At 45.0% G+C, this 26,172-nt stretch carries 23 protein-coding genes; 22 read left to right on the forward strand and 1 reads right to left on the reverse strand.

Annotation, left to right across the window (positions count from 1 at the left end):
• Positions 1–4: 4 nt before the first annotated feature.
• Complete coding sequence (locus OCV62_RS14410) at positions 5–1,399, reverse strand: MATE family efflux transporter (RefSeq protein ID WP_262587491.1); 1,395 nt, start codon at positions 1,397–1,399, stop codon at positions 5–7.
• A gap of 135 nt (positions 1,400–1,534) precedes the next feature.
• On the opposite strand from OCV62_RS14410, the gene OCV62_RS14415 reads away from it, so the two are divergent.
• The 22 genes from OCV62_RS14415 (at position 1,535) to OCV62_RS14520 (ending at position 26,171) form a co-directional block, all read left to right on the forward strand.
• Positions 1,535–3,670: an ATP-binding response regulator gene (locus tag OCV62_RS14415; protein ID WP_262587492.1), complete on the forward strand. Its 2,136-nt coding sequence runs from the start codon at positions 1,535–1,537 to the stop codon at positions 3,668–3,670.
• A gap of 247 nt (positions 3,671–3,917) precedes the next feature.
• Entirely contained in the window at positions 3,918–4,823 is a 906-nt protein-coding gene (locus OCV62_RS14420; RefSeq protein WP_262587494.1) for a helix-hairpin-helix domain-containing protein, read from the forward strand.
• Between the two features lie 66 nt (positions 4,824–4,889).
• On the forward strand, positions 4,890–5,579 hold the full coding sequence (locus OCV62_RS14425) for a response regulator transcription factor (RefSeq protein WP_117961987.1): 690 nt from the start codon (positions 4,890–4,892) through the stop codon (positions 5,577–5,579).
• Positions 5,580–5,763: 184 nt separating this feature from the next.
• A complete protein-coding gene (locus OCV62_RS14430; protein WP_262587496.1) occupies positions 5,764–7,242 on the forward strand; it encodes a sensor histidine kinase in 1,479 nt (492 codons plus the stop codon).
• Positions 7,243–7,265: 23 nt separating this feature from the next.
• Positions 7,266–8,222: a GerMN domain-containing protein gene (locus OCV62_RS14435; protein WP_262587498.1), complete on the forward strand. Its 957-nt coding sequence runs from the start codon at positions 7,266–7,268 to the stop codon at positions 8,220–8,222.
• Between the two features lie 80 nt (positions 8,223–8,302).
• Positions 8,303–10,828: a ComEC/Rec2 family competence protein gene (locus tag OCV62_RS14440; protein WP_262587499.1), complete on the forward strand. Its 2,526-nt coding sequence runs from the start codon at positions 8,303–8,305 to the stop codon at positions 10,826–10,828.
• A 618-nt stretch (positions 10,829–11,446) separates the two neighbouring features.
• A complete protein-coding gene (locus OCV62_RS14445) occupies positions 11,447–11,923 on the forward strand; it encodes a helix-turn-helix domain-containing protein (RefSeq protein ID WP_262587501.1) in 477 nt (158 codons plus the stop codon).
• Position 11,924: 1 nt separating this feature from the next.
• Positions 11,925–12,677 carry a CpsB/CapC family capsule biosynthesis tyrosine phosphatase gene (locus OCV62_RS14450; RefSeq protein ID WP_262587503.1) on the forward strand — a complete coding sequence of 251 codons (753 nt, stop codon included), beginning with the start codon at positions 11,925–11,927 and terminating at the stop codon, positions 12,675–12,677.
• A gap of 17 nt (positions 12,678–12,694) precedes the next feature.
• Complete coding sequence (locus OCV62_RS14455; RefSeq protein ID WP_262587505.1) at positions 12,695–13,447, forward strand: YveK family protein; 753 nt, start codon at positions 12,695–12,697, stop codon at positions 13,445–13,447.
• A gap of 14 nt (positions 13,448–13,461) precedes the next feature.
• The gene (locus OCV62_RS14460; RefSeq protein WP_262587507.1) at positions 13,462–14,280 is read left to right on the forward strand and encodes a CpsD/CapB family tyrosine-protein kinase; all 819 of its coding nucleotides are present in this window, start codon (positions 13,462–13,464) and stop codon (positions 14,278–14,280) included.
• Entirely contained in the window at positions 14,277–14,603 is a 327-nt protein-coding gene (locus OCV62_RS14465; protein WP_262587509.1) for a hypothetical protein, read from the forward strand. Before OCV62_RS14460 ends, OCV62_RS14465 begins: the two co-directional genes overlap by 4 nt.
• Before the next feature lie 310 nt (positions 14,604–14,913).
• Positions 14,914–15,978 carry an NAD-dependent epimerase/dehydratase family protein gene (locus OCV62_RS14470; RefSeq protein WP_317258852.1) on the forward strand — a complete coding sequence of 355 codons (1,065 nt, stop codon included), beginning with the start codon at positions 14,914–14,916 and terminating at the stop codon, positions 15,976–15,978.
• A 19-nt stretch (positions 15,979–15,997) separates the two neighbouring features.
• Positions 15,998–16,339 carry a family 4 glycosyl hydrolase gene (locus OCV62_RS14475; protein ID WP_262587511.1) on the forward strand — a complete coding sequence of 114 codons (342 nt, stop codon included), beginning with the start codon at positions 15,998–16,000 and terminating at the stop codon, positions 16,337–16,339.
• Between the two features lie 717 nt (positions 16,340–17,056).
• Positions 17,057–18,304 carry a nucleotide sugar dehydrogenase gene (locus OCV62_RS14480; RefSeq protein ID WP_262587512.1) on the forward strand — a complete coding sequence of 416 codons (1,248 nt, stop codon included), beginning with the start codon at positions 17,057–17,059 and terminating at the stop codon, positions 18,302–18,304.
• Positions 18,305–18,325: 21 nt separating this feature from the next.
• A complete protein-coding gene (locus tag OCV62_RS14485; RefSeq protein ID WP_262587514.1) occupies positions 18,326–19,096 on the forward strand; it encodes a glycosyltransferase family 2 protein in 771 nt (256 codons plus the stop codon).
• A 5-nt stretch (positions 19,097–19,101) separates the two neighbouring features.
• Positions 19,102–20,400, forward strand: coding sequence for a glycosyltransferase (locus OCV62_RS14490; RefSeq protein ID WP_262587515.1), 1,299 nt, complete (start codon positions 19,102–19,104; stop codon positions 20,398–20,400).
• Positions 20,401–20,407: 7 nt separating this feature from the next.
• Positions 20,408–21,358: a D-glucuronyl C5-epimerase family protein gene (locus OCV62_RS14495; protein WP_262587517.1), complete on the forward strand. Its 951-nt coding sequence runs from the start codon at positions 20,408–20,410 to the stop codon at positions 21,356–21,358.
• Positions 21,359–21,389: 31 nt separating this feature from the next.
• On the forward strand, positions 21,390–22,607 hold the full coding sequence (locus OCV62_RS14500) for a polysaccharide pyruvyl transferase family protein (protein WP_262587519.1): 1,218 nt from the start codon (positions 21,390–21,392) through the stop codon (positions 22,605–22,607).
• On the forward strand, positions 22,607–23,446 hold the full coding sequence (locus tag OCV62_RS14505) for a UDP-N-acetylmuramate dehydrogenase (protein ID WP_262587521.1): 840 nt from the start codon (positions 22,607–22,609) through the stop codon (positions 23,444–23,446). The genes OCV62_RS14500 and OCV62_RS14505 overlap by 1 nt, the downstream gene beginning before the upstream one ends.
• A gap of 13 nt (positions 23,447–23,459) precedes the next feature.
• On the forward strand, positions 23,460–24,632 hold the full coding sequence (locus OCV62_RS14510) for a glycosyltransferase family 4 protein (RefSeq protein WP_262587523.1): 1,173 nt from the start codon (positions 23,460–23,462) through the stop codon (positions 24,630–24,632).
• 1 nt (position 24,633) lies between these two features.
• Complete coding sequence (locus tag OCV62_RS14515; RefSeq protein WP_262587525.1) at positions 24,634–25,611, forward strand: glycoside hydrolase family protein; 978 nt, start codon at positions 24,634–24,636, stop codon at positions 25,609–25,611.
• 383 nt (positions 25,612–25,994) lie between these two features.
• Positions 25,995–26,171, forward strand: coding sequence for a hypothetical protein (locus OCV62_RS14520; protein WP_262587527.1), 177 nt, complete (start codon positions 25,995–25,997; stop codon positions 26,169–26,171).
• Position 26,172: the final 1 nt, after the last annotated feature.

The raw sequence follows: 26,172 nt of genomic DNA on the forward strand, positions 1-26,172 counted from the left end.
GCGCTTACGCGTTCTTACCCTGCCCCTGGGGCGCATTGCGCAGGGTATCCTTCTGCATCCATTTTCCACGCTTATAATAGAGGATAAACAAGATCGATGTAATGGTCCAGGTCAGTGGATAGGAAAATGCCACTGTTGCGACCTCGTGTCTGAGGGGAACGGCAATCGTGATCCAGAGAATTCTCAGGACACAGACCCCAAAGCAGGTCAGCAGCATCGGGAAAAAGGAATCCCCGCAGCCGCGGCAGGTACCGGAAAGGATTTCGATGCAGATGTAAGTGATGTAGGCGGGAGAAACGACACGCATCATGCCGATGCAGATGTTGATGACATTGGTATCGCGTGTGAATAAAAGCAGGATCGTTCCGCCGAAATTCAAAACGATAAAGCTGAGGAAAAGGCTGGTCACGGCAGCAAGACCGAGACAGATGCGGACACTTTTTTTGATACGGTCGTATTTTCCGGCGCCGAAATTCTGTCCGGCGAAGGTCGTGATGGAAACGCCGTAAGCACCCATAATCATCCAGAAAATACTGTCCACTTTTCCATAAGCGGTCCAGGCGGCGATCGTGTCGGTTCCGAAGGAGTTGATGGAGGACTGGATCAACAGGTTGGAAATCGAATACATTGCGGACTGCAGACCGGCAGGCAGACCGATTTTGATGATATCAAATAAAAGATCGCGGTGAAACCGGATTTTGGAAACGATCAGGCGATAGGAATCCTGGGTGCGCAGCAGGGCGATCAGGGTCAGAATCGCGGAGAAAAACTGGGACGCAATCGTCGCAATCGCAGCTCCGGCAACGCCCATGTCGAGCACGGCGACAAATAAAAGGTCGAGCACAATGTTGACCAGACAGGAAGCGATCAGGAAATAGAGCGGCCGTTTGGAATCGCCGACAGCGCGCAGAATACCGGAGCCCATGTTGTAGATCATGGACGGAATCGTGCCGAGATAATAAATTTTCATATAAGTCAGGGAAAGGGAAAGGATGTCGTCCGGCGTTCCCATCGCGGTCAGGGCAAAGCGTGCGGAAACAAGACCGATCAGCATAATTACAACGCCGCCTGCAATCGCCAGTGCAATAGCGGTATGAACGGAATCACTGACCCTGCGCCGGTTGTCTGCGCCGTAATACTGGGAAATGATAACAGTTGCACCGGAAGAAAGACCGACGAAAAATCCGACGAGCAGGTTGATAATCGTGGAAGCAGAGCCCCCGACAGAGGCAAGCGCTTCCTTACCGACAAAGTTGCCGACGATGATCGCATCCGCAGTGTTATAGAGCTGCTGAAAAAATGTTCCAAATAAAATAGGGAAAAAGAAAATCAGAAGCTGCTTCCAGATGACTCCTTCAGTGATCTGATTTGTTGTGTTTTGTGCTGCCTGCTTACTCATAAAGAAAAATAATCCTCCGTTTTTAATACTACACAAGGTCAGTATAGACTTGTCTGCAAAGAAACACAAGACACTATGTAAAACATCGAAAAAATGCTATACTTAGTGTACAGTTCACGAAGGGAGCGCCGCTTTATGAGTAAAAATAGAAATCGGACCAGACGGATTTACGGAATCATTCTGACATCGTTTATTATCATATGGATAGGAAGCGTTTCTCTTCAGATGCTGAGCAATCGGCATAATGCCTGGAACGCCAGCGAGATGATCCTGCAGCAGCTGGAGGATGTGATCGAAGAAAATAAAGAAAGCTATCAGACGCTTCTGGAAACCCTGAAGGAAGAATATACGCTGCGGGCAGAGACGGTGGCAAATCTCCTTGAAATGGAAGGAAGACTATATCAGACCACAGTGGAGTACCGTAAGATCGCAAAACAGCTGCGTGTGGACGAAATCCACATTTTCAATACGAGCGGCTGTATCGTTGCAGGAACCAATCCGGAGTATTTTGGCTACAGCTTTTCTTCCGGCGAGCAAATGGGATATTTTAAGCCCATGCTGACAGATAAAAAGCTTTCCATGTGTCAGGATATGGTGCCGAATACTGCAGAAGGGAAAATGATGATGTATGCCATCGTCTGGAATTCTTCCGGCACGGCCATGATCCAGATTGGCATTACCCCCAGCCGACTGCTTGCAAAAATGAACAGTGCCAGCGTGGAAAATCTGGTTCGGCAGATGCCGATCACCTCCGGAATGAATATTTTTCTGCTAAATGCCACCACAGGAAAAATGCTAGCAACCACGCGGCAGGATGTATTGCTCTATGAGCTGCAGGATTCCGATCGGCTGGAAGGAGGAAAACTGCAGGAAGGAAAGCGGTATCGGACCAGTGCGAAAATCAGTGGCAGAAAGCAGTATCTGGTCTATGAAAAATATGGGGAATATAATCTTGCAGTTTCCTACGGTATTTTAGAGGCGAACCAAAATCTGATCTATGTTGCAGCAACCATGTTTCTGGTACTGGTGCTTTCTTTTTTGATCATTTTTTATATTACGGAGCGCTCGGTCGCTGCGATTGATAAAAATGAAGAGGAGTTAAAGCAGGCAAAGGAGGCGGCAGAGCGTGCAAATGCAGCAAAAACCGGATTTTTGTCCCGAATGTCACATGATATCCGGACACCGTTAAACGGCATTATCGGAATGATCGAAATCAGCGACCGCCACAGGGAGGACAGAGCGCTGGTGGATGCAAACCGTGTAAAGGAAAAGGTTGCGGCAAATCATCTGCTGGAGCTGATCAACGATGTACTGGAGTTTAACAAGCTGGATGAAGAAAACCTTCAGCTTACAAAAGAACCCTTTTGCTTAAAAGAGCTCTGGCGGGAAATTATCACGATCGTGGAACCCCGGGCAGCAGATAAGGGAGTCCGTTTAACGTATGAGGAACAGACAGAAGGTAAAGCAACCGGCTGTGTGCTTGGAAGCCCTCTGCATGTCAGACAGATCTTTATCAATATTTTGGGGAATGCGATCAAATATACGGATGCCGGCGGACATGTCCTGTGTCAGGTGACTATAAAGGCGATCGGGGAAAGCCGGATATCCTGCCGAACCGTAATTTCGGATAACGGAATCGGCATGAGCACAGCATTTCTTCCCCACCTGTATGAACCCTTTTCACGGGAAAATACCGATGAGAAAAGTGTAACCCAGGGAACCGGACTGGGAATGTCCATCGTCAGACATCTGGTCGACAAGATGGGCGGAACGATTACGGTGGAGAGCGAGAAGGGAGCTGGAACCACATTTACGGTCACGCTCCTGTTTGAAGGACCCAAAGAACAGGAATGTAAGAAGATCGAAGAAGGGGATCAGAGTGCGGATATTACCGGAATGCGTGTGCTTCTTGCAGAGGACAATGAGCTGAATATGGAGATCGCGGAAACCTTTCTGACAGATGCAGGTGTACAGATCACAAAGGCATATAATGGAAAAGAAGAGGTGGAGCGCTATCTGGAGCAGCCGGCAGGTACCTTTGATGCGATCCTGACCGATCTGATGATGCCGGTAATGGACGGCTACGAAGCGGCGCGGGCGATCCGCAGCAGCGGCCGTGCAGATGCCGAAAGTATCCCCATCATTGCTTTGACGGCCAACGCCTTTTTGGAGGATGCAGAACGGGTGAAGCGGGAAGGAATGAATGAGCATCTGCCCAAACCGCTGGACGTTGGGAAAATGCTTTCCGTATTGGCAAAATACAGGAAATAGGGGCTGTGACGGAAGCATTTTTGGAAAGCTTTCCGGCTTGTCAAATACCCGGTTCTGACATACAATACTGATATGCGGCAGGAAATGGGGCCTTTTCGAATATGGAAAAGGAGATGGTGTGAAAAATAAGCGTGATCGCTTATTTTTCACACAGCTCTTTGTGCCGCAGGCGTCACAAAGTAGCCAGGATCGCAGCGCAGAACTGGAAGTTCTGCTCGCGGTTCCTTCGGCGCAAAGCGCCTGCGGAATGGAGGATAAAATGCCGATATTTCAAACAGTTGCTGCGGCATGCCGCGCCGCAGGAGAAAAATTGAGATCCTGGAAACAGAAAAAAAGAACAGACCGGCTTTGGAGAGTGGTTTTATGGGGAATTCTGTGGGCAACGCTATGCCCGACGCTAGGGGCCTGTGGGGCACAGCGGGAAGAGCTCTTTTTGTCGGAAAAGGAAAGCATAGCCTATGGGGATGGAAACCGCAAAGTAGAATCAAAGGTCGAAGACACGGACCAAAACCGCGAGGCTGAACCAAATGCCGGGAATACAGACCAAAACCGCGAGGCTGAGTCAAATGCCGGGGACACGGATCAAAACCGCAAGGCTGAGCCAAGTGCCGGAAGCACAGATCGGACAGAGCTCTCCGATGCTTCCTTAGAGGAAGCAAAAACCCTTGTGGTGCATATCTGTGGAGCAGTATCCGCTCCGGGGGTATATGAGCTTCCGGCAGGCAGCAGAATTATAGACGCCGTGGAGGCCGGAGGCGGTTTTTTACCGGAAGCGGATGAAGCATGCTGCAACCTGGCGGAAGAAATCGTGGACGGTTGTCAGATTTATATCATGACAAAATCGGAAAGCTGCGCTGACGGACAGACAGAAAAGAAAGCCGGGATCCAGACTTCGCCGGACAGCGATATGCAAACGACAGACAGAAATGTGCGAAGCAACAGCGCTCCGGCCTTGGAGAACGGTCTGGTCAACCTCAACACAGCGGACGTTGCTGCACTCATGACGCTGCCTGGAATCGGGGAAAGCCGGGCAAAGGCGATCATAAGCTATCGGGAGCAGCATGGAGCGTTTGCAAAGATTGAGGATATCATGAAAATCAGCGGAATCAAGCAGGCTGCATTTTCAAAAATCAAAGACAAAATTACAGTTTAATCATAGACAGAAAGAATCCGGACAAACAGCGAGAAACGGATTGTCCGGTCGGGAAAAGGGAGAAACATGGCAAAGAAAGTTTTGGTTGTGGACGATGAAAAGCTGATTGTAAAAGGAATCCGGTTCAGTCTGGAGCAGGACGGAATGGAAGTGACCTGCGCATATGACGGAGAAGAGGCACTGCTGTGTGCGAAAGAGCAGAAATTTGATATGATTCTGCTCGACATTATGCTGCCAAAACTGAGCGGAACCGAAGTATGCCAGCAGATTCGGGAGTTTTCGGATGTTCCGATCGTAATGCTCACAGCCAAAAACGACGACATGGACAAAATCATGGGACTGGAATATGGTGCAGATGATTATATCACCAAGCCCTTTAACATCCTTGAGGTAAAGGCGCGCATCAAGGCGATCATGCGCCGTACTTCTGCGAGAGGACAGATCGCAAAGCCGGAAAGCATTTTGGAAAGCGGAGATATGCGCGTGGACTGCGAAAGCCGCCGCGTCAGCATTTCCGGCAGAGAGGTCAATCTCACTGCAAAAGAATTCGACCTGCTGGAGCTTCTGATCCGCAATCCGAGTAAAGTCTACAGCCGTGAAAAACTGCTGAACCTCGTCTGGGGCGCAGACTATCCCGGGGATGTCCGAACCGTAGACGTCCACATCCGCCGCCTCCGCGAAAAAATTGAAACCAACCCCAGCGAACCCCGCTACGTCCACACCAAATGGGGAGTGGGGTACTTCTTCCGCGTATAAGCAGAACCGGACTACGGATGAAAAATGGCGAACTTTCTGCTTGCAGAAAAGTTCGCCGGATTTCAGACGGTAACCCGGTGAGCAACGCGAACCGGGCTTTTGCGAAGCAAAAGGTCCGGTTTCCCGTCGGCAGCGTCCCGGACGCCAGCCCCATCCTTTTACACCCCTTCCCCCGGAGGCATTCATGAACACAAGCAGCAAAACCCCCGGATTATTCCGGCGGCTCACTTATAAAATTCCGATCTTCCGCAGCCTGAAGGCCTACATTTTCCTCCTGATGCTGATCATCGGAATCGTGCCCAGCGACATCATGCGGCTGGGCATTCTGAATAATTACGAAGAACGTGCGGTTAATCTGCGCGGCTCGGACGTCGCGTCCCAGTACCGGATTATCGCAAATCACCTGGTCAATTACAACTACCTGCAAAATCCAACCTCCGATGTTGTCAATGCCGAGCTGGAGCAGATGTCCAACCTGTATGACGGTCGTGTGCTGATTATCAACAGCAATTTCCGCATTGTGAAAGACACCTACGCCATGAGCGAGGGGAAAACGATGATTTCCGAGGAGGTGATCAAGTGCTTCCGCGGGGAAAGTACGACCCGCTACGACAAGACGAACGGCTATATCGAGATGACGGTTCCGATTACGGAGACGGTAGACGGGGAAAAAGGGCAGACGAGCATCGTACGCGGCGTGATTCTGGCCAGTGCATCGACAGACAGCATTGCGACGACGCTGGACATCCTGAGCCGGAAAGCCCTGATTCTGGAAATCGTGATGGGAATTATCATTATCGGCATCGTCTTTTTCTTCTCGCACATCCTGATTATGCCCTTTAAGCGCGTAACCCAGGCGATCAGTGAGGTCAAGGACGGTTTCACGGACGAGCCGATTTCCGTACCGGATTATCTGGAAACCGAGCATATCGTGGATGCCTTCAACCAGCTGCTGGGCAGAATGAAGGTCATCAACGATTCCAGGCAGGAATTCGTATCAAATGTGTCTCACGAGCTGAAAACACCCATGACCTCGATCAAGGTGCTGGCGGATTCCCTGAATCAGCAGCCGGACGTGCCGGTGGAGCTGTATCAGGAGTTTATGCAGGACATTACGGAGGAAATCGAGCGGGAAAATAAAATCATCAACGATCTGCTTTCCCTTGTAAAAATGGACAAAACCGAAGGCTCAATGGACATTTCCGCAGTGGATATCAATGAGCTGTTGGAAACGACGCTAAAGCGCCTGCGTCCCATCGCCCGCAAACGGGACATCGAGGTGGTTCTGGAAAGCCTGCGCCCGGTTACGGCAGAGGTGGACGAGGTCAAAATATCTCAGATTTTCACGAACCTTGTGGAAAATGCGATTAAATACAATAAAGAACACGGCTGGGTCAAGGTGCTTCTGGACGCGGATCATCAATTTTTTACAGTAGAGGTTTCCGACTCCGGCATCGGTATCCCGGAGGAGGATTACGAGCATATTTATGAACGTTTTTACAGAGTAGATAAATCGCATTCCCGTGAAATCGGCGGCACCGGCCTTGGACTTGCCATCACCAGAAATGCGATTCTGCTGCACCGTGGTTCGATCAAAGTGAGCAGCGTGGAAGGACAGGGCACGACCTTTACGGTGAAAATCCCCTTGTCTTACATCAAGTGATTTCAGAAAATTTGGAGAAGATTATGTCAGAGATCAGAAAAATGCGGGCGGTTGCGCTGCTTTTGGGCTGTCTGCTGTTGACCGGAATATTTGCCGGGTGCGGGAAGAAAGAAGAGACGCCTGCAAATACGGTCAGCGTTTATTATATTAATAAAGAAGAAACGAAAATCACGGCAGTGGAAAAAGAGCCGGAGGGCGACACTCTTTCCAAACAGGCGGAATGGGGTATTTCCCAACTGAAGGAAAATCCGGTAGAGCTGTCTTTACGTTCGCCGATCAGCGGTTTTGCGATTAACAGCTGGAATGTCAAAGACGATCAGCTGGTGCTGGACATGAGTGTGGAATATAAAAAGCTGTCTCCGTCCTCAGAAGTGCTGGTTCGGGCTGCAATTGTGCGCACGATGACGCAGCTGGAGGGAATTTCCTATGTTTCGGTGACGGTCGGCGGAGAAGCGCTGACGGACAGCCTTGGCAACGTGGTCGGTCCTATGACGGCGGATCTGTTTATCGACAACGCAGGAAATGAAATCAATGCATACGAAAAAACGCGTCTGCTTCTTTATTTTACCAATGAAGACGGCGAGCGCCTGATCGGTGTCCAGACAAACCCGGTTGTATACAGCAGCAACATTTCCATGGAAAAGCTGGTGGTAGAGCGGCTGATTGCCGGACCGGATGCAGAAAACGAAGAGCTTTACCCGGTCATCAACCCTGCGACAAAGGTGCTGGGCGTGACGGTAAAGGATGGGACATGTTATGTAAACCTGGATAACGGTTTCCTGACACAGACCTACAATGTTTCCGCAGAGGTTCAGATCTATTCCATTGTCAACTCTCTGGTAGAATTGTCGAACATCAACAAGGTGCAGATTGCGGTAAACGGGAATACGGATATGATTTTCCGGGAAAAAATTTCACTGTCTAACGTGTTTGACCGGAACCTTGATCTGGTTTACGAAACGGAGGAATTACAATCATAAAAAACTGCAGAAGACCGCTGTGCGCGGCAATCCTGATTTTCCTGACCCTCTATCTGGCAGCGCGTCTGCTGCCGGAGTGGGTGGGAACGGACGCTGGCACAGACACGTCAGAGAAAGCACCCATTGGCGGACGCACCTCGCTTACACAGCTTGACACCTGGCTGGAAACCATGGATGGCGAAACCCTGTGCCTGACGGGTAAAGTCACAGACTGCTGGCAGCCTGTAGATGGAGCGCAGGAAAACGCCAGCTTTTATTTAAAAGACCTTTCTATCGAGGCAGATGCCTCATCTTTTGTTTTTTCAGGGGATTCGGCGGAAACGACCGATAACCTGTCACAGATATCCGGTTCGGCAGATGCGGACCAGATGTCAATTCTTATTTCTTCTCAGAAAACAACCTCACAAATCAATGAAATGCAGGAAATATTCGGGAAAAACGCGAGTGCGTTGTGCTATTTGCAGGAAGACGAAGCGCTGCCAAAGGCAGGCAGCTATGTTCGGGTTTTCGGTGAAGTGTCGCCATTTTTGCAGGCAACGAATCCTGGAGAGTTCGACACAGCAGCCTATTATCGGAGAAAAGACTGCCTGTTTGCGCTGAGAAAAACAAAAATTACCGCTCAGACAAAAAACTATGGACGGCTGGAAGAATTTCTTTCACAGCTGCGCTACGAATCGGAGGTATTGTTCCGGAAGCTGCTGGGGGAAAAGAACGGTGCGACCGCATCCGCCATGGTGCTCGGACGGAAAAAAGGAATGGACAGCGAAGTAAAAGCGCTATACCAGGGCGCAGGAATCAGCCATCTGCTGGCAATTTCCGGACTGCACCTGTCCCTGATCGGCGCAGGACTGTTCGGACTTTTGAAAAAAGTACGGCTTCCGGTTACTTTGAGCGCCGGAATTTCCACATGGATTCTGATTGTATACGCGCAGCTGACCGGAATGGGCATTTCTACCCGGCGCGCTCTTGTCATGTTTTTGCTGTTTTTGGCGGCGGGACTGCTCAAACGCACGCCCGATCTGCCAACCTCCCTTGCGGTGGCGGCGTTGCTTCTACTTGTGCCCAAGCCACAGCGGATTCTGGATGCAGGCTTCCAGCTTTCTTTTTCGGCAGTGCTCGGGATTGCGGTAATGATTCCGGTTTTGCAGGATGGCTGGGAGGACGCAGCACCTTCACTGCGAGTCACCAATGGAGTTACCGGATGGAATATTGCCCGGGCTGTCATCGCCCGGACCTGCCGTCTCCTCCGCAAAAATATCCTTGCCGGTCTGGGCATTACCATGACGATGCTGCCGTTTCTGCTGATTCATTTTTATGAATGGAGTCCGTGGTCGGTACTGCTGAATCTGGCAGTCATTCCGCTGATGGGAATCTTGCTGCCGTGCCTGATCGGACTGCAGCTGGTCGCCCGTCTGACTGCGCTTGCCCACTGCCTGGAGCTTCCCCAGCACCTTCTTTGCGCCGCCATCGAAGCGATTTTTTCCTGCTATGAGCAGCTGTGCCGGTTTACAACGGCGCTTCCGGGCAGTATCCTGCACACCGGATATCCGACCTGGCAGGCACTGGCCGTGTATACAATCGGACTGATCGCTTTGGCTGTGTCAGGCAAAAAACTCCGTCCGCATCTCCGGCTTGCAGCAGCTGTGTGTCTGATGGGGATTTTCCTGATCCGCCTGCCGGGCGAACTGAACGTCACGATGCTGGACGTCGGGCAGGGAGAGTGCGTTGGAATCGAAACCCGGGAGCATCATGTATATCTGGTGGATGCCGGAAGTACGTCGAAGAAAAAGACCGGACAGTACCAGATTATTCCATGGCTGAAATATATCGGGACGCGGAGCGTGGAAGGAATTTTCATCACGCACTGGGACGAAGACCACATCAGCGCGGTAGGGGAGCTGTTGGAGTGGTCGAAAAGCAGCCGGGTCAAAATCCGGCGCATTTTTCTGCCGGATGTGGCGCTGAAGGATGAAGTGCTGGAAACGCTGCTGCAGCAGATCGAAGAGGCGGAGGTCTCCGTGGAATACCTTTCTGCGGGAGAGCGCATGACCGATGGCGCGCTGCAGATCTCCTGCCTGCACCCCTATGCGAAAAAAGTGCCGGAGGATCGCAACGATGCGTCGCTGGTGCTGCGCCTGTCACAGGGCGATTTTCAGATGCTGCTGACCGGAGATCTGGAAAAGAGCGGAGAAGACTGGCTGGTGGAGCAGGCGAGACCCGCCGTGGAGCAGCCCCAGCCCGCTGGGCAGGAGCAGGCATTTCCGTGCGCACCGTCAACCCAGCCCTCTGCGCAGGGGCAGGCACTCCCGTGCGCACCATCAACCCAGCCCGCTGCGCAAAATCCCCTCCGCTGCACCATCCTCGACGCCGGGCACCACGGCGCATCCAACGCGACGGGAGAAGCACTGCTGGATTTGGCACAGCCGGAGCTGGTCCTGATTTCCTGCGGCAAAAACAACCGGTACGGGCATCCGGCGCCGGAAACGCTGAAACGCCTGGAAGAGCGGGGAATCCGCTGGTATTCCACGGCGGAGGTCGGCGCAATACAGGTGCATGTTGGAAAGAAAAAAGTGAAAATAGAAACTAGTACATCGTTTTCGAAATAACTATACCACTCACTTGCCTGTGAATCCGATTGCACAGGTATAAAAGCCTCAGCGTAGCCCGCTACGCCTGCGTTTTTATACCTGCACACTCGAATCCACATCCTACGCGATTGGTATAGTTATTTACGAAACGCTGTACTAGTCGGATTGGACAAAAACAAGTCATGCAGGACTAAAAAATACGAAAAAGCGTCTGTACAATAAAATGAAAAAAACTGCAGAAAGAGCAAAACCAACTATAAAACAAACAAAAATACACATTTTAACGAACATTAAAAATAGAGAACAAGAATATACGATATAACAATGTAAAAATGATTAAATTTTGATCGGGGGGGGGTAAAAGCCGGAAAATAGTGGGGAAAACAGAGTATATTCAGGCGAACAGGATTCCAGGAAAAACATGCCAATTGAAAAGGAAAGAATCCGAAATACGAGATACAAGAGGAGGTTTTCTATCAATTTTTAACACTTTTCATAGAAATTTAATCAAAATGACATAAATATTGGCTACGTTGTCTGCTTGCAAAGAAGACGTTAGATGGTATAATAAAGTGACTGGAAAGAAGTTTGTAATTTCGACAAAAAACATAATTGTTAGAGTAGAAATACGTTAGGATGAACAGAAAGAAACAAGTGGGGGACAAGATGAAGAGAAAGCAGGAGAAGCCGGCATATGACCGGATCGCTGCCGGAGAGCGGCTGCGCTCCCGTAGGGTTGAGCTCGGCTGGAGCAGAGAGCTGGTGGCAGAACGGCTCGGTGTCGTCAATAAATATTATGCGGATATCGAGCGGGGAACCTGCGGCATGAGTGTGGAAACACTGATTAACCTGTCCCGCTTGTATGGAGTGAGTCTGGATACGCTGATTTATGGCGAGAAAGAGAAAAAATCCGCAGTCAGTCAGGAAGAACAGCTGATGCGCGGACTCAACGGGATGCCTCAGATTCTACAGGATTACTGCCTGCGGATGCTGTGGCTGTTTGCCGACGGACTTCGGGCAGCACAGGCGGAGGCTGCATCAGAATGCGAGACAGTACCGGAGACCGTAAAAAGCAGTTCGGACAGCAAAAAAAACTCCGGAGGTGAGGCCTGAGATGCCGGAGAAGAAAAATCAGTACATAGATATTCACTGTCATATTTTACCGGAGGTGGATGACGGCGCGAGAAATCTGGAAGAGAGCCTGGCGATGCTGCGCCAGGAAGTAAAACAGGGCGTTGCAGCAGTTATCCTGACTCCGCATCAGAAACCGAACAGACGCAGCATTACCGCTGCTTCCGCACTGGAACGGACACAGAAGCTGCAGCAGGCTGCGAAAGAAAACGGAATCGACATCAGACTTTACAGCGGTGGTGAGATTTTTTGCTGTATGGATACCATCGAGCTGTTAAAACAGGGCAAGGCGGGAACCCTTGCCGGATCAGATTATATTCTGACAGAATTTTCACCGGACGAAGAATGGGCGTACATCCGGAACTGCCTGTATGACCTGCTCTGCGAGGGCTACCGTCCGATTGTCGCCCACACCGAGCGCTATCGGAACGTGGTAAAGGATTTCAACCGGGTCGAAGAATTAAAGGACATGGGCTGCCGGATCCAGATCAACGCAGGAGAGCTTCCGGGACTGCTGGGCGGACAGCTAAAGCGCACAGCACGCAGCCTGATAAAAGAAGAGCTTGCAGATCTGATCGGAACGGACGCCCACAGAGTAGAGGGAGAACGGTCTGTATCGATGGCGGAAGGAGCCTCATGGCTGCAAAGACACTGCAGCCCGGAATATGCGGCACGTCTGCTCTACAAAAACGCAGCACACATTCTGGACAATACAGATATGGAAGACATCGAATAGAAAAAGGGGAACGAGACATGGAAAATCAAAACCAGAGAAGCAACGAGGAAACCGAAATCGATCTGGTAGAACTTTTTTTGGTACTCTGGAGAAAGCTTCCGCTGATGATTGCAGTGGGACTGTTTACAGCACTTTTGGCCTTTGGGGGAAGCAAATTCCTGATGACGCCCACGTATCAGTCTGTAACAAAAATCTATATCCTGAACAAACAGGACAGTAGCAACGCAAATGTAACCTACAGCGACCTGCAGGCAGGCACGCAGCTGGTTAAGGACTATTCGGAACTGATCAAAAGCCGTTTCGTACTGGAAGCGGTAATCGAGCAGTTGAATCTGCCGTTAAGTTATGAGCAGTTAAGCGATAAGGTTACAGTGAGCACACCTGCGGACACCCGAGTGATCTCTATTGCGGTGACGGACAGCAATCCGGTTACGGCGATGAAAATTGCTAATGCAATCCGTGAAACAGCCTCGACCCATATCCGCAACGTTATGGATATCGAAACAGTGAATATCGTAGAAACTGCAAACGTACCGACCCATAAGGCGAGCCCCTCCGCCAGAAAGAACACGGCGCTGGGCGGAATGCTTGGTATCCTGATTGTAGCAGCCATCGTCATCCTTTCCCACCTGATGAACGATACGATTCAGACGGAAGAGGATGTGGAAAAATATCTTGGAATTTCCACCCTTGCGATGATTCCGCTGAATGAAGCTGAAAGCAAGAAGAAAAAGAAAAAATATAAAAAACAGGCGACAAGCGGAAAGTGAGGTGACAGGGAAATATGCAGAACGTAATAATTCGCTCCATCGAGCGTCTGGATTTCAGAACAAAAGAAGCCTATAAAACATTGCGTACCAATCTGAGCTTTGCGGGAAAAAATGTCAAAGTGATTTCCCTGACCAGCTGTACGCCAAACGAAGGAAAGACAAGTGTTTCCTTCCAGTTATGCCTGTCCCTTGCAGAAAGCGGCAAGAAGACGATTCTGGTTGACGCAGATCTGCGAAAATCTGTACTGCGGGGCCGTTATAAAGCAAACCGTGAAAAATACGGACTGTCCCATTACCTGAGCGGACAGATGGAACTGGACGATGTATGCTGCAGAACCAACGTCAACAATTTCGATATTATTTTTGCAGGACCTGTACCGCCCAACCCCAGTGAGCTTCTGGGAGGCGATGCGTTCAAAAATATGCTGGAAGTGCTGCGGATGCAATACGATTATGTCATCGTAGATACCCCGCCCCTTGGCAGCGTCATCGACGGCGCGGTTGCAGGTGCGATCTGCGATGGAACGGTACTCGTTGTCGAAAGCGGAGCCATCAGCTACAAATTTGCTCAGAATGTAAAAGAACAGCTGGACAAGGTAGGCTGCCGGATTCTTGGATGTGTCCTGAACAAGGTCAACACCAATAAGAATCCTTATTATGGAAAATATTATGGCCATTACTATGGCAACTATTACGGCCACGGACAGGATGGTGCAGACGAAGCACAGGGTGAACTGCCGCTGGATGCGGGCTCCAAAACCGACGCGACAGCTGCTGAGACAGAAACTGCTGTACCGGAACAGAACACGGGAGAAAAGGAGGATGCAAAATGAGTACAAAAGGTCTGACCATCGGATTTTTTATTGCAGATGCAGCTTTAATTGCGCTTTGCACATTCTTCTACTTACAAATGGACCGGACAGCGCCGGTGATCACACTGCCGGATACCAAGCAGACCTATACAATCGGCACAGATACCGATCAGCTGCTGGAAGGCGTAACCGCTTACGATTCCCATGACGGGGATGTGACAGCCTCCTTACTGATTGAAAAGGTGACAGAAACCGGAAATGGCGAAGTGATCGTAACCTATGCAGCTATGGATTCGTCCAAAAACGTGGCAGAACTGTCACGGATTTTGAAGACGGAGAAATAAACGGGGTTAAGCTGCAGGACGGATCTGGTACCTGTACCGGACAGAAGCGGGACTGTCGGTGGTGACTACAGTTGTTTATATCTACATCTTGGCATGGCAAGCAACGGCGCGGGCGCTTCCGGATAAGACCGGAAGCCGCCCGACATCGAAAAATAGTTTGATGAATTAAGATAAGAACATGCACCGGGGGGAACGGTATCGAAAAAACTTACAGAGAAAAGACTGAACTTGACCGCAACATAGAATGCAAAGGCGCATACTCTGTTGCGGGATTTGTTTTTGTGGAAAGAATTGGATGGAGGAGATAGAAATGAGTACAATAGATTTGAAAAATAAGACGATTTTAGTCACTGGTGCAGCTGGCTTCATTGGCTCAAATCTGGTGAAAAGAATCTATGAGGAAGTTCCTTCGGCTACAGTGATCGGTATTGATAACATGAATACTTACTACGATGTGGCATTGAAGGAGTTCCGTCTCAATGAGCTGGATAAGTATTCTACATTCACTTTTGTGAATGGTAACATTGCTGATAAGGCTTTAATTACAGATCTGTTTGAAAAGTATAAACCGGCTGTAGTGGTGAACCTTGCGGCACAGGCTGGTGTACGCTACTCCATCACCAATCCGGATGCTTATGTGGAATCTAATCTGGTGGGTTTCTTTAATATCCTCGAAGCCTGCCGGCATTCTTATGACAACGGACAGACAGGAGTGGAGCATCTGGTGTATGCTTCTTCTTCCAGTGTTTATGGTTCAAACAAAAAGGTTCCGTACAGTACAGATGATAAGGTGGATAACCCCGTATCTTTGTATGCAGCCACCAAGAAATCTAATGAGCTGATGGCCCATGCTTACTCTAAGCTGTACAACATCCCGTCCACCGGACTGAGATTCTTTACGGTCTATGGACCTGCTGGACGACCGGATATGGCGTACTTCGGATTCACCAATAAGCTGGTCAAGGGCGAAACAATCAAAATCTTCAACTATGGCAATTGCAAGCGTGACTTTACTTATGTGGATGACATCGTTGAGGGTGTTGTCCGTGTAATGAAGAAAGCACCGGACAAAAAGAATGGTGAAGATGGTTTGCCGATTCCGCCATATGCAGTTTATAACATCGGCAATCAAAACCCGGAGAATCTGCTGGACTTCGTGCAGATCCTTTCTGAAGAGTTAGTAAGAGCAAAAGTGCTGCCAGAAGACTACGACTTCGAGGCGCACAAGGAACTTGTTCCGATGCAGCCGGGCGATGTACTTGTGACCTACGCAGATACTAGTGCGTTGGAGCGGGACTTCGACTACAAACCAAGCACAAGTCTGCGGACTGGTCTGCGGAATTTCGCTGAGTGGTACGCTGAGTTTTATAAATAAGAATTAGAGGGATAGAGAAATGAGAGAATTTAAAAATTTAAAGATTGCTGTTGCTGGAACGGGATATGTTGGCCTTTCCATTGCTACGCTTCTTAGCCAGCACCATAAGGTGACTGCGGTAGATATTATTCCTGAAAAAATGGAGTTAATTAACAATAAGAAATCTCCGATTCAAGACGAGTACATTGAGAAGTATCTGGCAGAAAAAGAGTTGGATCTAACAGCAACTCTGGATGCAAAGGAAGCATACAGCGATGCTGATTTTGTAGTAATCGCGGCTCCTACAAATGTCTACTCAACAAACCGTATTGACGTAGTATCGCCAAAAAGAACCTGTTTTGCACACTATATAGGGCACTGAAATTGGTTGTATTTTACAGCTATATGAACTGCAAATGCCAAAAATCTATACAGAACGCTGAACTTTTGACCACTGTGACACAAAATTGGCACAACTTTTTCAGAAGTTATGAGGAAATGGCGGAAAACAGGAGAAAACAACAAAAATATATGAGTTTATCATTAACGTCTGAAACTGCTGCTGAGTACACTATCTGACCCACTAATGACACCTACATCATAACGGTTTGTTGAGTCATGAAAAATAGAGAAAAACAGATGATTTCTACTTCATAAAACAGCTGTTGAGTAGAGCACGGATGGTGATGATAATTACATGTTTTGAGTGGTTAAAGTGAATGATTTGTTCATAACGAACAATGAATGGTGAGAATTGGACTGGATGATATATACAGTTTTAACAAAACTCATGCGCCGACAAGGTTCGATTCAACAATCCAACACTTAGAAAAAACGTCATTGCAGGGTATACGGGGTCGATTATATAAAGCAACACTTCGGCTATAGAGAAATAGAGACGAGTGTACTCAACGGATGTTTTATGAAGTAGAAAACAAGGGAAATATGATTGCTGGGGTAGTTGGATACGACAGTATAAGAAAACACTTAGCCGAGTGTGGTTATCACACAGTGGAAATTAGAGAGAAATGCCATCCATATGGATGTGTACATAGAAAATTAGAGGATATGCCCGATGAGGGACGGAGGAGGAAATAACATGAAGAATTACAAAATCGCCGTTGCGGGCACTGGTTATGTGGGATTATCCATTGCCACCTTGCTTTCCCAGCACCACCAGGTAACCGCAGTTGATATTGTTCCGGAGAAAGTTGAGCTGATTAACAATCGAAAGTCTCCGATTCAGGATGATTATATTGAAAAATACCTTGCAGAGAAAGAATTGAACCTGACCGCAACGCTGGATGCAAAGGCTGCATACTCCGATGCGGACTTTGTTGTAATCGCTGCACCTACCAACTACGATAGCCACACCCAGCATTTTGACACATCTGCGGTCGAAGCTGTGATTAAGCTGGTCATGGAATATAACCCGAACGCCATCATGGTTATTAAGTCCACGATCCCTGTGGGCTACACCGCTTCCGTGCGTGAGAAGTTCAACAGCAAGAACATCATCTTCAGCCCGGAATTTTTAAGAGAAAGCAAAGCACTGTACGATAATCTTTATCCTTCTCGTATCATCGTTGGCACTGATCTGAACGATGAGCGTCTGGTTGAGGCGGCACACGAGTTTGCTGGTCTGCTGCAGGAAGGTGCTATCAAGGAGAACATCGACACCCTGTTCATGGGCTTCACCGAGGCAGAGGCAGTCAAACTGTTTGCCAATACATATCTGGCTCTGCGTGTTGCTTATTTCAATGAATTAGACACCTATGCAGAGAGCAAGGGCTTGAACACCCAGCAGATTATCGACGGTGTATGCCTTGACCCTCGTATTGGCAGCCACTACAATAATCCGTCCTTCGGTTACGGCGGCTACTGTCTGCCCAAGGATACCAAGCAGCTGCTGGCTAACTATGCAGATGTGCCGGAGAATCTGATCGAAGCTATTGTCGAGAGCAACAGAACTCGTAAAGATTTCATCGCTGACCGAGTCCTAAAGCTGGCTGGTTATTATGGTTATGACGAGGATAACGAGTACGATAAGGAACAGGAAAAATCTGTGACCATCGGTGTGTACCGCTTGACCATGAAGAGCAACAGCGATAACTTCCGTCAGAGTTCTATCCAGGGTATTATGAAGCGCATCAAGGCAAAGGGTGCAACGGTTATCATCTACGAGCCGACCCTGAAAGATGGTGAGACTTTCTTTGGATCAGTAGTGGTTAATGATCTGGATAAGTTCAAGGAAATGAGCCACGCCATCATAGCAAACCGCTATGACAAGTGTCTGGATGATGTGAAGGATAAGGTTTACACCAGAGATTTGTTTGGTAGAGATTAATAAGTAGAGTGTGGAGAGAACATGCAAGATAAAATTTCAATTATAACTCCTTCATGGAATAGTGAAAAGTATATAAAAAAGACAATCGAATCTGTTCAAAATCAAACTTATTCGAACTGGGAAATGATTATTGTAGATGATTGTTCTACAGATAATACTGTTAAGATTGTACAGGAAATTTCAAAAAAAGATCCGCGTGTACGTATTTTGAAGCAGAATACAAATGGCGGCGCTGCAAAGGCAAGAAATCGGTCGCTTAATGAGGCTACGGGAAGATATGTTGCTTATTTGGATGCGGATGATATATGGAAACCGTCAAAACTTGAAAAACAAATTCAATTTATGAATGAGCATAAGTGTGGTTTTTCCTGCGCATCCTACGAGGTTATTGATGATGAGGGAAATACACTAAACAAAGAAGTACACATGCTACCGTCAGTAGATTATGTGGGATTCTTGACGAATAACTTGTTACAGACAGTTGGTATTATGGTAGATACAAGTATTGTTGATAAAAAATATCTTGTTATGCCAGATATTCGTCGGAGACAGGATGCGGCAACATGGCTTCAGGTATTAAAAGCTGGATACAAGTGCTATGGGCTGGATGAAGTCCTTGCAGAATATCGTAGAGCAGAAAACTCTTTGAGTAGTAATAAGATTAAAGCAGTAAAAGGCGTTTGGAGCTTGTATAGAGATATTGAAAAGCTGTCACTGCCATTTAGCTGTTACTGTTTTGTGAGATATGCTTTTCTTGCAGTGTGGAAGCGAATATACATTAAGGGGAACTAATAAGAATGAGAAAATTACTGATTATCTTGACAAGAAAATATCCATATGCCTTCGGGGAGCCTTTTTTAGAGAGCGAGATTAATAAGCATACTCCGTATTATGATAAAATAATGGTTTTGGCTCAAGATGTCAGTAAGGGGGAGGCGATGACAAGAGCATTGCCAGAAAAAACAGAAGCTTATATTACTGCAACGGGAAGCAGAAAAAGCATGCGTCTGAAAGACTTGTTTGCTTCACCTTTACATTTATTAAAACCGGATACAAGTGAATCTGAAGAATATGCAACAAGAAAACTCGATTTAATACAGCGATGCTTTTTATGTAACTTTGAATCAAGGTGTGTTAGGCTGGAAAATGAAGCGATAGAAATCTTGAAGCAGCAAAATTTTTCTGACTATGATCAGATTGTTATATATAGTTATTGGTTCTTTGCTAATGCTACGGTTGCTGTAAGGCTAAAAGAGTACATAAAAAAGGAAATGAATTATTCTGGGAAAATAACAGTGATTTCGCGAGCACATAGATATGACATATATGAAGATGCTAATAAAATAAATTATTTGCCTTTTAGAAAATACCTTTTAAATAAAGTAGATTATGTTTTTCCATGCTCAGATAATGGGACAATGCATTTAAAAACAAGATATCAAGATATTGAATCTGTGATTGAAACTGCTTATCTTGGAACAAGGGATTATGGACTCTCACCAAAGCGCGGTAATGGGGAGTTTCACATAGTGTCATGTTCACGTGTGGTAAAAGTAAAGGGACTTGAACGATTAATAGATGACTTAGCGCTTGTGAAAAAAGGCGATAAAAGAATCCTTTGGACGCATATCGGTGGGGGAGTAGAAGGAAAGACAAAGTATTATGATTCAATTAGGGAATATGCAAAGGAAAAACTGAAGAACATTGATTTCGAATTTCTGGGTGGAATGCAGAATCAACAGGTCTATGATTATTATAAATCAAATAAGGTTGATGTATTTGTTAATGTAAGCTATTCAGAAGGGCTTCCGGTTAGTCTAATGGAGGCTAGTAGTTTTGGTATTCCTGTAATAGCCACAGATGTAGGCGGATCTGCGGAAATAATTGATAAAGAACAGAAAAATGGATTCTTATTAGACAAAGACTTCGAAAAAGGGGCACTACAGAAAAAAATAGAATTGCTTTTGAACGAATCGGAAGAGGCGTATCGCAAGCGTAGGATTGCTGCACGCGAGCTCTGGGAGAAAAAATATAACGCTGAAAAAAACTATACAGATTTCGCAAAAAAGATTTATGAGATAAGCAATAATAGTTGAGGGAATTATGGAAAAAAAACAGATTATTCCAATGTTAAAACGCTGGACGAAAATTATTTTAGGAACAAGTGCAGCAGCGGTTCAACAAGGCATTGGTCGTTGTTACAAAAAAAATGAAATTAAAGGATACTATAATGATTTGACTAATAAAGTGACACCAGCGACTTTACTTGATTCTAATGGTATCCCGTACAATTTGATGTCATCAGGAGAAAAAGTATACTCATTGGTTACAATTTCGCAATATGCTTTGGGGTGCTACGACTTATTCCTTCTTAATAATGACTACGATAAATTACAGATATTTCTTAAATTAGCGGAGTATCTTTATGATAGGCAAGAAGTTAGTGGGAAATGGGATGCAAGATCATCAATGGGTAGTTATAGGGATAACAGTTCCTGTATGGCACAGGGACAAGGTGCTTCTATAATGCTCCGTGCATATTTGAAGACTGGTAATCAAAGATTTTTGAATAGCGCAAAAAAGGCTATTGATTTTATGGTTACGCCTGTAATAAATGGAGGAACGATGATTGAGAAAGGTGAGGATATTTCCTTTGAAAAATATCCTCCAGAAAACGGAAAAGTTAGCTCGGTGTTAAATGGTTGGGCTTTTGCATTGTTTGGCTTATATGATTATTATATTGCGACAGGAAATGTAAAGATTAAAGGGATTTTCGATAAATCCTGCAAAACAATGGCAACAAAAATAGATAAATATGATTGCGGTTATTGGTCAATGTATGATTTGGTTGGAACGATTGCGAGTCCAGCTTACCATGATTTGGACATTGCGCTATTAAATGTTCTTTCTGATTTGTCCGGTCAAGAAAATATGAAATATTATGCCAATCGTTTTGAGTCGTATACAAAAAATCCCATTTATAAGGGAATGGCTATAACTAAAAAAGCTCTTCAAAAATTTACCACAAAATCAGATACATTTATTGTTCAATGAGAATTTGCTTGGAACCGAGAGGAATGAAAACATGGTCAAAGTTGGAATACTAACTTATCATAGAAGTTTAAATTATGGTGCAGTGATGCAAGCTTACTATCTTGCGGAAGAGATAAAAAAAAGATTTCCAGATGTGAGTGTGGAAATTGTAGACTATATGTCAAAAAAGATGAATCGCTACTATAAGATGATTACCCTTTATAGAGGAAAAGAGAGTCTGATTCATTTAAGAGAAAGAATTGAAATGTATAAGGCTTTCCAAAAGGGGTGGGACGAACTTCCATTATCGGATAAAAAAATAATATCTGATGATTATGAAATGGTGATGAAGAATATAAATGGAAAGTACGACATTTTGATTAGTGGAAGCGATGCGGTATGGAATTTTAGCAAAAGAGGAATTCCTAATCCGTATTTTTTAATAGGGTGTGAATCAAGTACACTTATGTCATATGCAGCCTCGTGCAATGGCCTTGCTGTTTCAAGCTTTTCAGATATTGCGTCAAGTGAAAAGGAGTATTTAAAAAAATCATTTAGCGCGTTTAAATATATTGGAGTTAGAGATGCTCAGACAGAGATGCTTGTGAAGTATGCAGCACCTGAACTTAAAGTATATCATAATTGTGATCCGTCGTTACTTGCGGGAGATTTGAGTCCAATTGATAGAAAAGCATTGATTGACAAACTGAAAAAGAAGTATCGTTTTGATCCAAATAAGCCGACAATTGCATTTATGATGTCGAATTTGAATGGAAACTTTAGAGCACAACTTGCAAAAAAGATTAAGGAAAAATACGGAGAAAAGTATCAAACAGTATCATTATACTCTTACAATAAATATGCAGACATTCCGTATGTTGCTGATTTGACACCACAAGAGTGGAGTATCATATTTGGATTGTTTCAGCTGACAATATCAAAATATTTTCACGGTACAATGTTTTCATTACTTAATAGAACCCCTGTTATAGCTGTCAGTGCTGAGAAATCAATAGATGGGATGCCCAATAAGATATCTGATGCACTTGAAAGAATGAAGTTGTCTGATTTTTATTTTTCAACCGTAAACTCGGAGAGTGTAGATTGGACCATGCTCATGAATAAAATAGATGAGTGCTTGAGTATGAAGATGTCGTCAACAATTAAAAATAGAATTTCTTGTGGATTGGATAAAGAGAGAAGATGTGCCGAGAGTTTTTTTGTAACACTTGGTGAAGTAATTGCAGATCGAAGAAAGAGTGTGGATTAATGAAAATAGATAACAATGCGGACCTAAAAAAATTGACGACATTTAAAATGGGAGGCACGGCCAGTAAATTATACACTCCTGAAACAGAAGATGAACTCATAAATTTGATTCAAGACAAGCATCCTCAGTACTTTATAGGGGGTGGGTCAAACATTATTATCAATACGCGTGTGTTTGATAGTGTTGTAAATCTTAGAGAATTCAGCTCGACAATTGAAGATAAAGGAAATGGTACTTATATTGTAGGAGCTTCTGTCAGATTACAGAAATTAATTAAGACAATCAACGCTGATGGATATGGTGGTATAGAGTATTTGTACTCTGTCCCGGGATTAGTTGGTGGTGCTGTAGTCATGAATGCGGGACGAGGAAAGAGTTTTAATAAGTGCATCAGTGACTATATTGAGAGTGTTAAAGTATTCTGCAGGGGACAGGTTTACTGGATGGAGAAAGTAGATTGTAAATTCTCTTATAGAATGTCAAATTTTCAGCATAGTGATGCAATCGTATTGGCTGTTAGATTCAAATTTAATAAGACATCCTTAGAAACTAGTGAGGCCCTAAGAAAAGAACGTTTAGAATTATGTAAAAAGAAGCAAGATAACAGTGCACCAAATTTTGGAACGGTATTTTGCGAGTCTAATAAAGCGATAATGCAACTGTATAAATATCTGCCAATTGGAAAGAAAAATGGAATAAAATTTTCGGGGAAAACTGCTAATTGGATGCTGAATAATGGCGGAAGCTTTGATGAAGCGATGAAACTTTTAGGTGCAGTAGAAAGAACACACAAATTGTTTGGACAAAAATGCCGTACAGAAGTTGTAATTTGGCAATAAGAAAGGTAAGGAAATGAAGAAGCTTTTAATTTATTTTCCGGAAAGGAAACTCAAACCATCTGGAGGACCAGCTGGATATCTTTATAATCTTTGGAATGGGTTGAAGGATTTTAATTATAAAGATAGTGACTTGGAGATAGACTTTTATAATAATGGCTCTATGACACTCGAAGAAAACACTGGGCTTAAAAAGAAAATGCCAAAGCGAATTCTCGAGTTGCGGAGAGCTTTAAAAGACACACAATTATTAAAAAAGAAAATACCTGTAGATAGCACAATGAAAGAATACGATATGATACACTTTCATTGGACAGAAGATATGTATCGTAATAGAGAATTTCTGGAAACCTATACCGGAAAAGTGATTTTAACCTCACATTCTCCGTGTGTGTATAATCAGGAACGAATTGGAAAGTTGAATCCGATAGATTACCGGTTACTGAAAAGACCGATTGATCGATTAATTGAAATGGATGAATTTGCATTTAAACGTGCAGATTATGTTGTTTTTCCTTGTGAGGAGGCTGAAGAGCCTTATTATCATACTTGGAACGAGTATGCTTCCATTCGAAAAAATAAAAAAATCTTGTATTTACCAACGGGTATAGTTGGATGCAGTGCAAGAATTACGAGAGCCGAATATAGAAAAAAATATCATATACCGGAAGATGCGTTTGTGGTTTCTTATGTTGGAAGACATAATGAAATTAAGGGTTATGCAGATTTAAAGAAGATGGGAGAAAAACTTCTCAATAACCAGAATACATATTTTTTGATTGCTGGCAAAGAGGAACCGATGAAAGGATTGGATAATTCACACTGGATTGAGGTGGGTTGGACGAATGATCCGCATTCTTTAATTGCTGCTTCAGATGTTTTTGTTCTTCCCAATCATGAAACTTATTTTGACTTGGTTTTGCTTGAAGTACTTTCACTGGGAGTTCCTGTGGTATTGAGCAACACAGGTGGTAATAAATATTTCAAAAAATTTGAAAAAAGTGGCTTATCTTTTTATGATACGGTTGAAGATGCTATTAAATCTATTAACCATTTGAAGAAAATGAATAAATTAGATATCGAAAAACTAGGCAAGTGTAATCGAGAGATATTTGATAATAATTTCACAGTTGAATATTTTACTCAAAATTATATTCATGTGATTAGACAAATTGCTGAGGACAAATAAAATGCACAATGATTTATTAAGTCGAATTGAAAAAAAAATAACGAGAACTATAAATCAAAAGCATGCGTACGATTTTGATGGAACAGGAATAGGCTGGAATAAGTTTGAGAATAATCCCGTGCTAAGTGATGAACACGGTGGGAGCTTATTTGACCCATTTGTTCGACGAATTAATGGAAAGTATATGATGGGTGTTTCAAATCGGCGTACTAAATCAGTTGAGCTTTATGAGTCTATTGAAGGTACTTTATGGAAAAAGATAGGTGTGGCGATAACTGGAATACCAACTAGCGAATGGGAAAAAGATGTGAATCGCGCGTGTTTTTTGCATCGGAATAGTCGTTGGTATTTATGGTATACAGGTCAAAGCGAGGGTAAAAGTTACATTGGGCTTGCGACAAGTGCAGACGGGAGAAAGTACGACAGATATGAAATCAATCCAGTTATTAAACCTGAACTGGAATTTGAAAAGAAATCTGTCATGAACCCGTGTGTGATGTATGATGACTGCAGTAATATGTTTAAAATGTGGTATGCAGCAGGAGAAAGCTATGAACCGGATGTGATTGCCTATGCAGAAAGCACCGATGGAATACATTGGAAGAAAAACCCAATACCAGTCATGTCATCAAATGCTGATTTTTTATATCAGAAAGCCAAAGTAGGAGCCTGCGATGTGGTTAGGATGAAGGATGGACGGTATTGCATGGCTTACATAGCATATCAAAATATTAATGTAGCCAGAATTTGTCTTGCATATTCCGATGATGGAATTTCAAATTGGATCTATTCAAAAAGTAACCCAATTCTTAGTCCAGAACGAGGAAAGTGGGATAGTCATGCAGTGTATAAACCTTCAATTGTACTTGATGAAGAAAACAATAAATTCTTACTATGGTACAACGGACGAACAAATCATTGCGAGCAAATAGGAATGGCGCTGGGAGAACAAAATGATACAGTCTTTGCAAGATTATAAATACTATTTAGAACAGGACAAATTAGCATTAGGAATTCCAGACAATGTTAAAAGACCTCGATTGGGAACAGATGATGTGTGGCGCTGGGAGCGGTTGCTTCGCAAGAGAGAGTACATTACTAATTGTAAGAATGGCTTGTTTTGGAAAATATACAAAGAGTGGATTAGATTCCGTTTTCATCGGAGTAGCGTAAGGCTTGGATTTTCAATACCTATTAATACATTTAGGGAAGGACTTTATATATCTCATTGGGGTACGATTACGGTTAATGGAAGAGCACGAATCGGTAAAAATTGTAGAATTCAAGAAGGCGTAAATATTGGAGATTCAAGGGGGGGGACCGACTATTGGGGACAATGTATACATATGTACAGGAGCTAAGGTGTTTGAAGAAATCCAAGTTGCAAATGATGTTATAATTGGGGCAAATTCAGTCGTGAATAAATCTGTAACAGAAAACGGTGTAACGGTTGCGGGGGCACCAGCTAAGATAGTTGGATTGCATTCATCGCGTCCATACCTTAATAAAAGGTTGTTTGAAAATGACTTAAGGAAATAAA

Origin of the sequence: Gallintestinimicrobium propionicum (genome assembly GCF_025567525.1) — a bacterium.
In the GTDB taxonomy this organism is placed as follows: domain Bacteria; phylum Bacillota; class Clostridia; order Lachnospirales; family Lachnospiraceae; genus Gallintestinimicrobium; species Gallintestinimicrobium propionicum.

What these genes read in the sequence shown, in the direction of transcription:
- OCV62_RS14490 (WP_262587515.1), top strand. Translation starts at nt 19,102, where the DNA reads ATGAGAAAATTACTGATTATCTTGACAAGAAAATATCCATATGCCTTC.
- OCV62_RS14410 (WP_262587491.1), bottom strand. Translation starts at nt 1,399, where the DNA reads ATGAGTAAGCAGGCAGCACAAAACACAACAAATCAGATCACTGAAGGA.
- OCV62_RS14455 (WP_262587505.1), top strand. Translation starts at nt 12,695, where the DNA reads ATGGAAAATCAAAACCAGAGAAGCAACGAGGAAACCGAAATCGATCTG.
- OCV62_RS14510 (WP_262587523.1), top strand. Translation starts at nt 23,460, where the DNA reads ATGAAGAAGCTTTTAATTTATTTTCCGGAAAGGAAACTCAAACCATCT.
- OCV62_RS14460 (WP_262587507.1), top strand. Translation starts at nt 13,462, where the DNA reads ATGCAGAACGTAATAATTCGCTCCATCGAGCGTCTGGATTTCAGAACA.
- OCV62_RS14425 (WP_117961987.1), top strand. Translation starts at nt 4,890, where the DNA reads ATGGCAAAGAAAGTTTTGGTTGTGGACGATGAAAAGCTGATTGTAAAA.
- OCV62_RS14480 (WP_262587512.1), top strand. Translation starts at nt 17,057, where the DNA reads ATGAAGAATTACAAAATCGCCGTTGCGGGCACTGGTTATGTGGGATTA.
- OCV62_RS14445 (WP_262587501.1), top strand. Translation starts at nt 11,447, where the DNA reads ATGAACAGAAAGAAACAAGTGGGGGACAAGATGAAGAGAAAGCAGGAG.
- OCV62_RS14475 (WP_262587511.1), top strand. Translation starts at nt 15,998, where the DNA reads ATGAGAGAATTTAAAAATTTAAAGATTGCTGTTGCTGGAACGGGATAT.
- OCV62_RS14505 (WP_262587521.1), top strand. Translation starts at nt 22,607, where the DNA reads ATGAAAATAGATAACAATGCGGACCTAAAAAAATTGACGACATTTAAA.
- OCV62_RS14485 (WP_262587514.1), top strand. Translation starts at nt 18,326, where the DNA reads ATGCAAGATAAAATTTCAATTATAACTCCTTCATGGAATAGTGAAAAG.
- OCV62_RS14430 (WP_262587496.1), top strand. Translation starts at nt 5,764, where the DNA reads ATGAACACAAGCAGCAAAACCCCCGGATTATTCCGGCGGCTCACTTAT.
- OCV62_RS14435 (WP_262587498.1), top strand. Translation starts at nt 7,266, where the DNA reads ATGTCAGAGATCAGAAAAATGCGGGCGGTTGCGCTGCTTTTGGGCTGT.
- OCV62_RS14500 (WP_262587519.1), top strand. Translation starts at nt 21,390, where the DNA reads ATGGTCAAAGTTGGAATACTAACTTATCATAGAAGTTTAAATTATGGT.
- OCV62_RS14495 (WP_262587517.1), top strand. Translation starts at nt 20,408, where the DNA reads ATGGAAAAAAAACAGATTATTCCAATGTTAAAACGCTGGACGAAAATT.
- OCV62_RS14470 (WP_317258852.1), top strand. Translation starts at nt 14,914, where the DNA reads ATGAGTACAATAGATTTGAAAAATAAGACGATTTTAGTCACTGGTGCA.
- OCV62_RS14465 (WP_262587509.1), top strand. Translation starts at nt 14,277, where the DNA reads ATGAGTACAAAAGGTCTGACCATCGGATTTTTTATTGCAGATGCAGCT.
- OCV62_RS14450 (WP_262587503.1), top strand. Translation starts at nt 11,925, where the DNA reads ATGCCGGAGAAGAAAAATCAGTACATAGATATTCACTGTCATATTTTA.
- OCV62_RS14420 (WP_262587494.1), top strand. Translation starts at nt 3,918, where the DNA reads ATGGAGGATAAAATGCCGATATTTCAAACAGTTGCTGCGGCATGCCGC.
- OCV62_RS14515 (WP_262587525.1), top strand. Translation starts at nt 24,634, where the DNA reads ATGCACAATGATTTATTAAGTCGAATTGAAAAAAAAATAACGAGAACT.
- OCV62_RS14415 (WP_262587492.1), top strand. Translation starts at nt 1,535, where the DNA reads ATGAGTAAAAATAGAAATCGGACCAGACGGATTTACGGAATCATTCTG.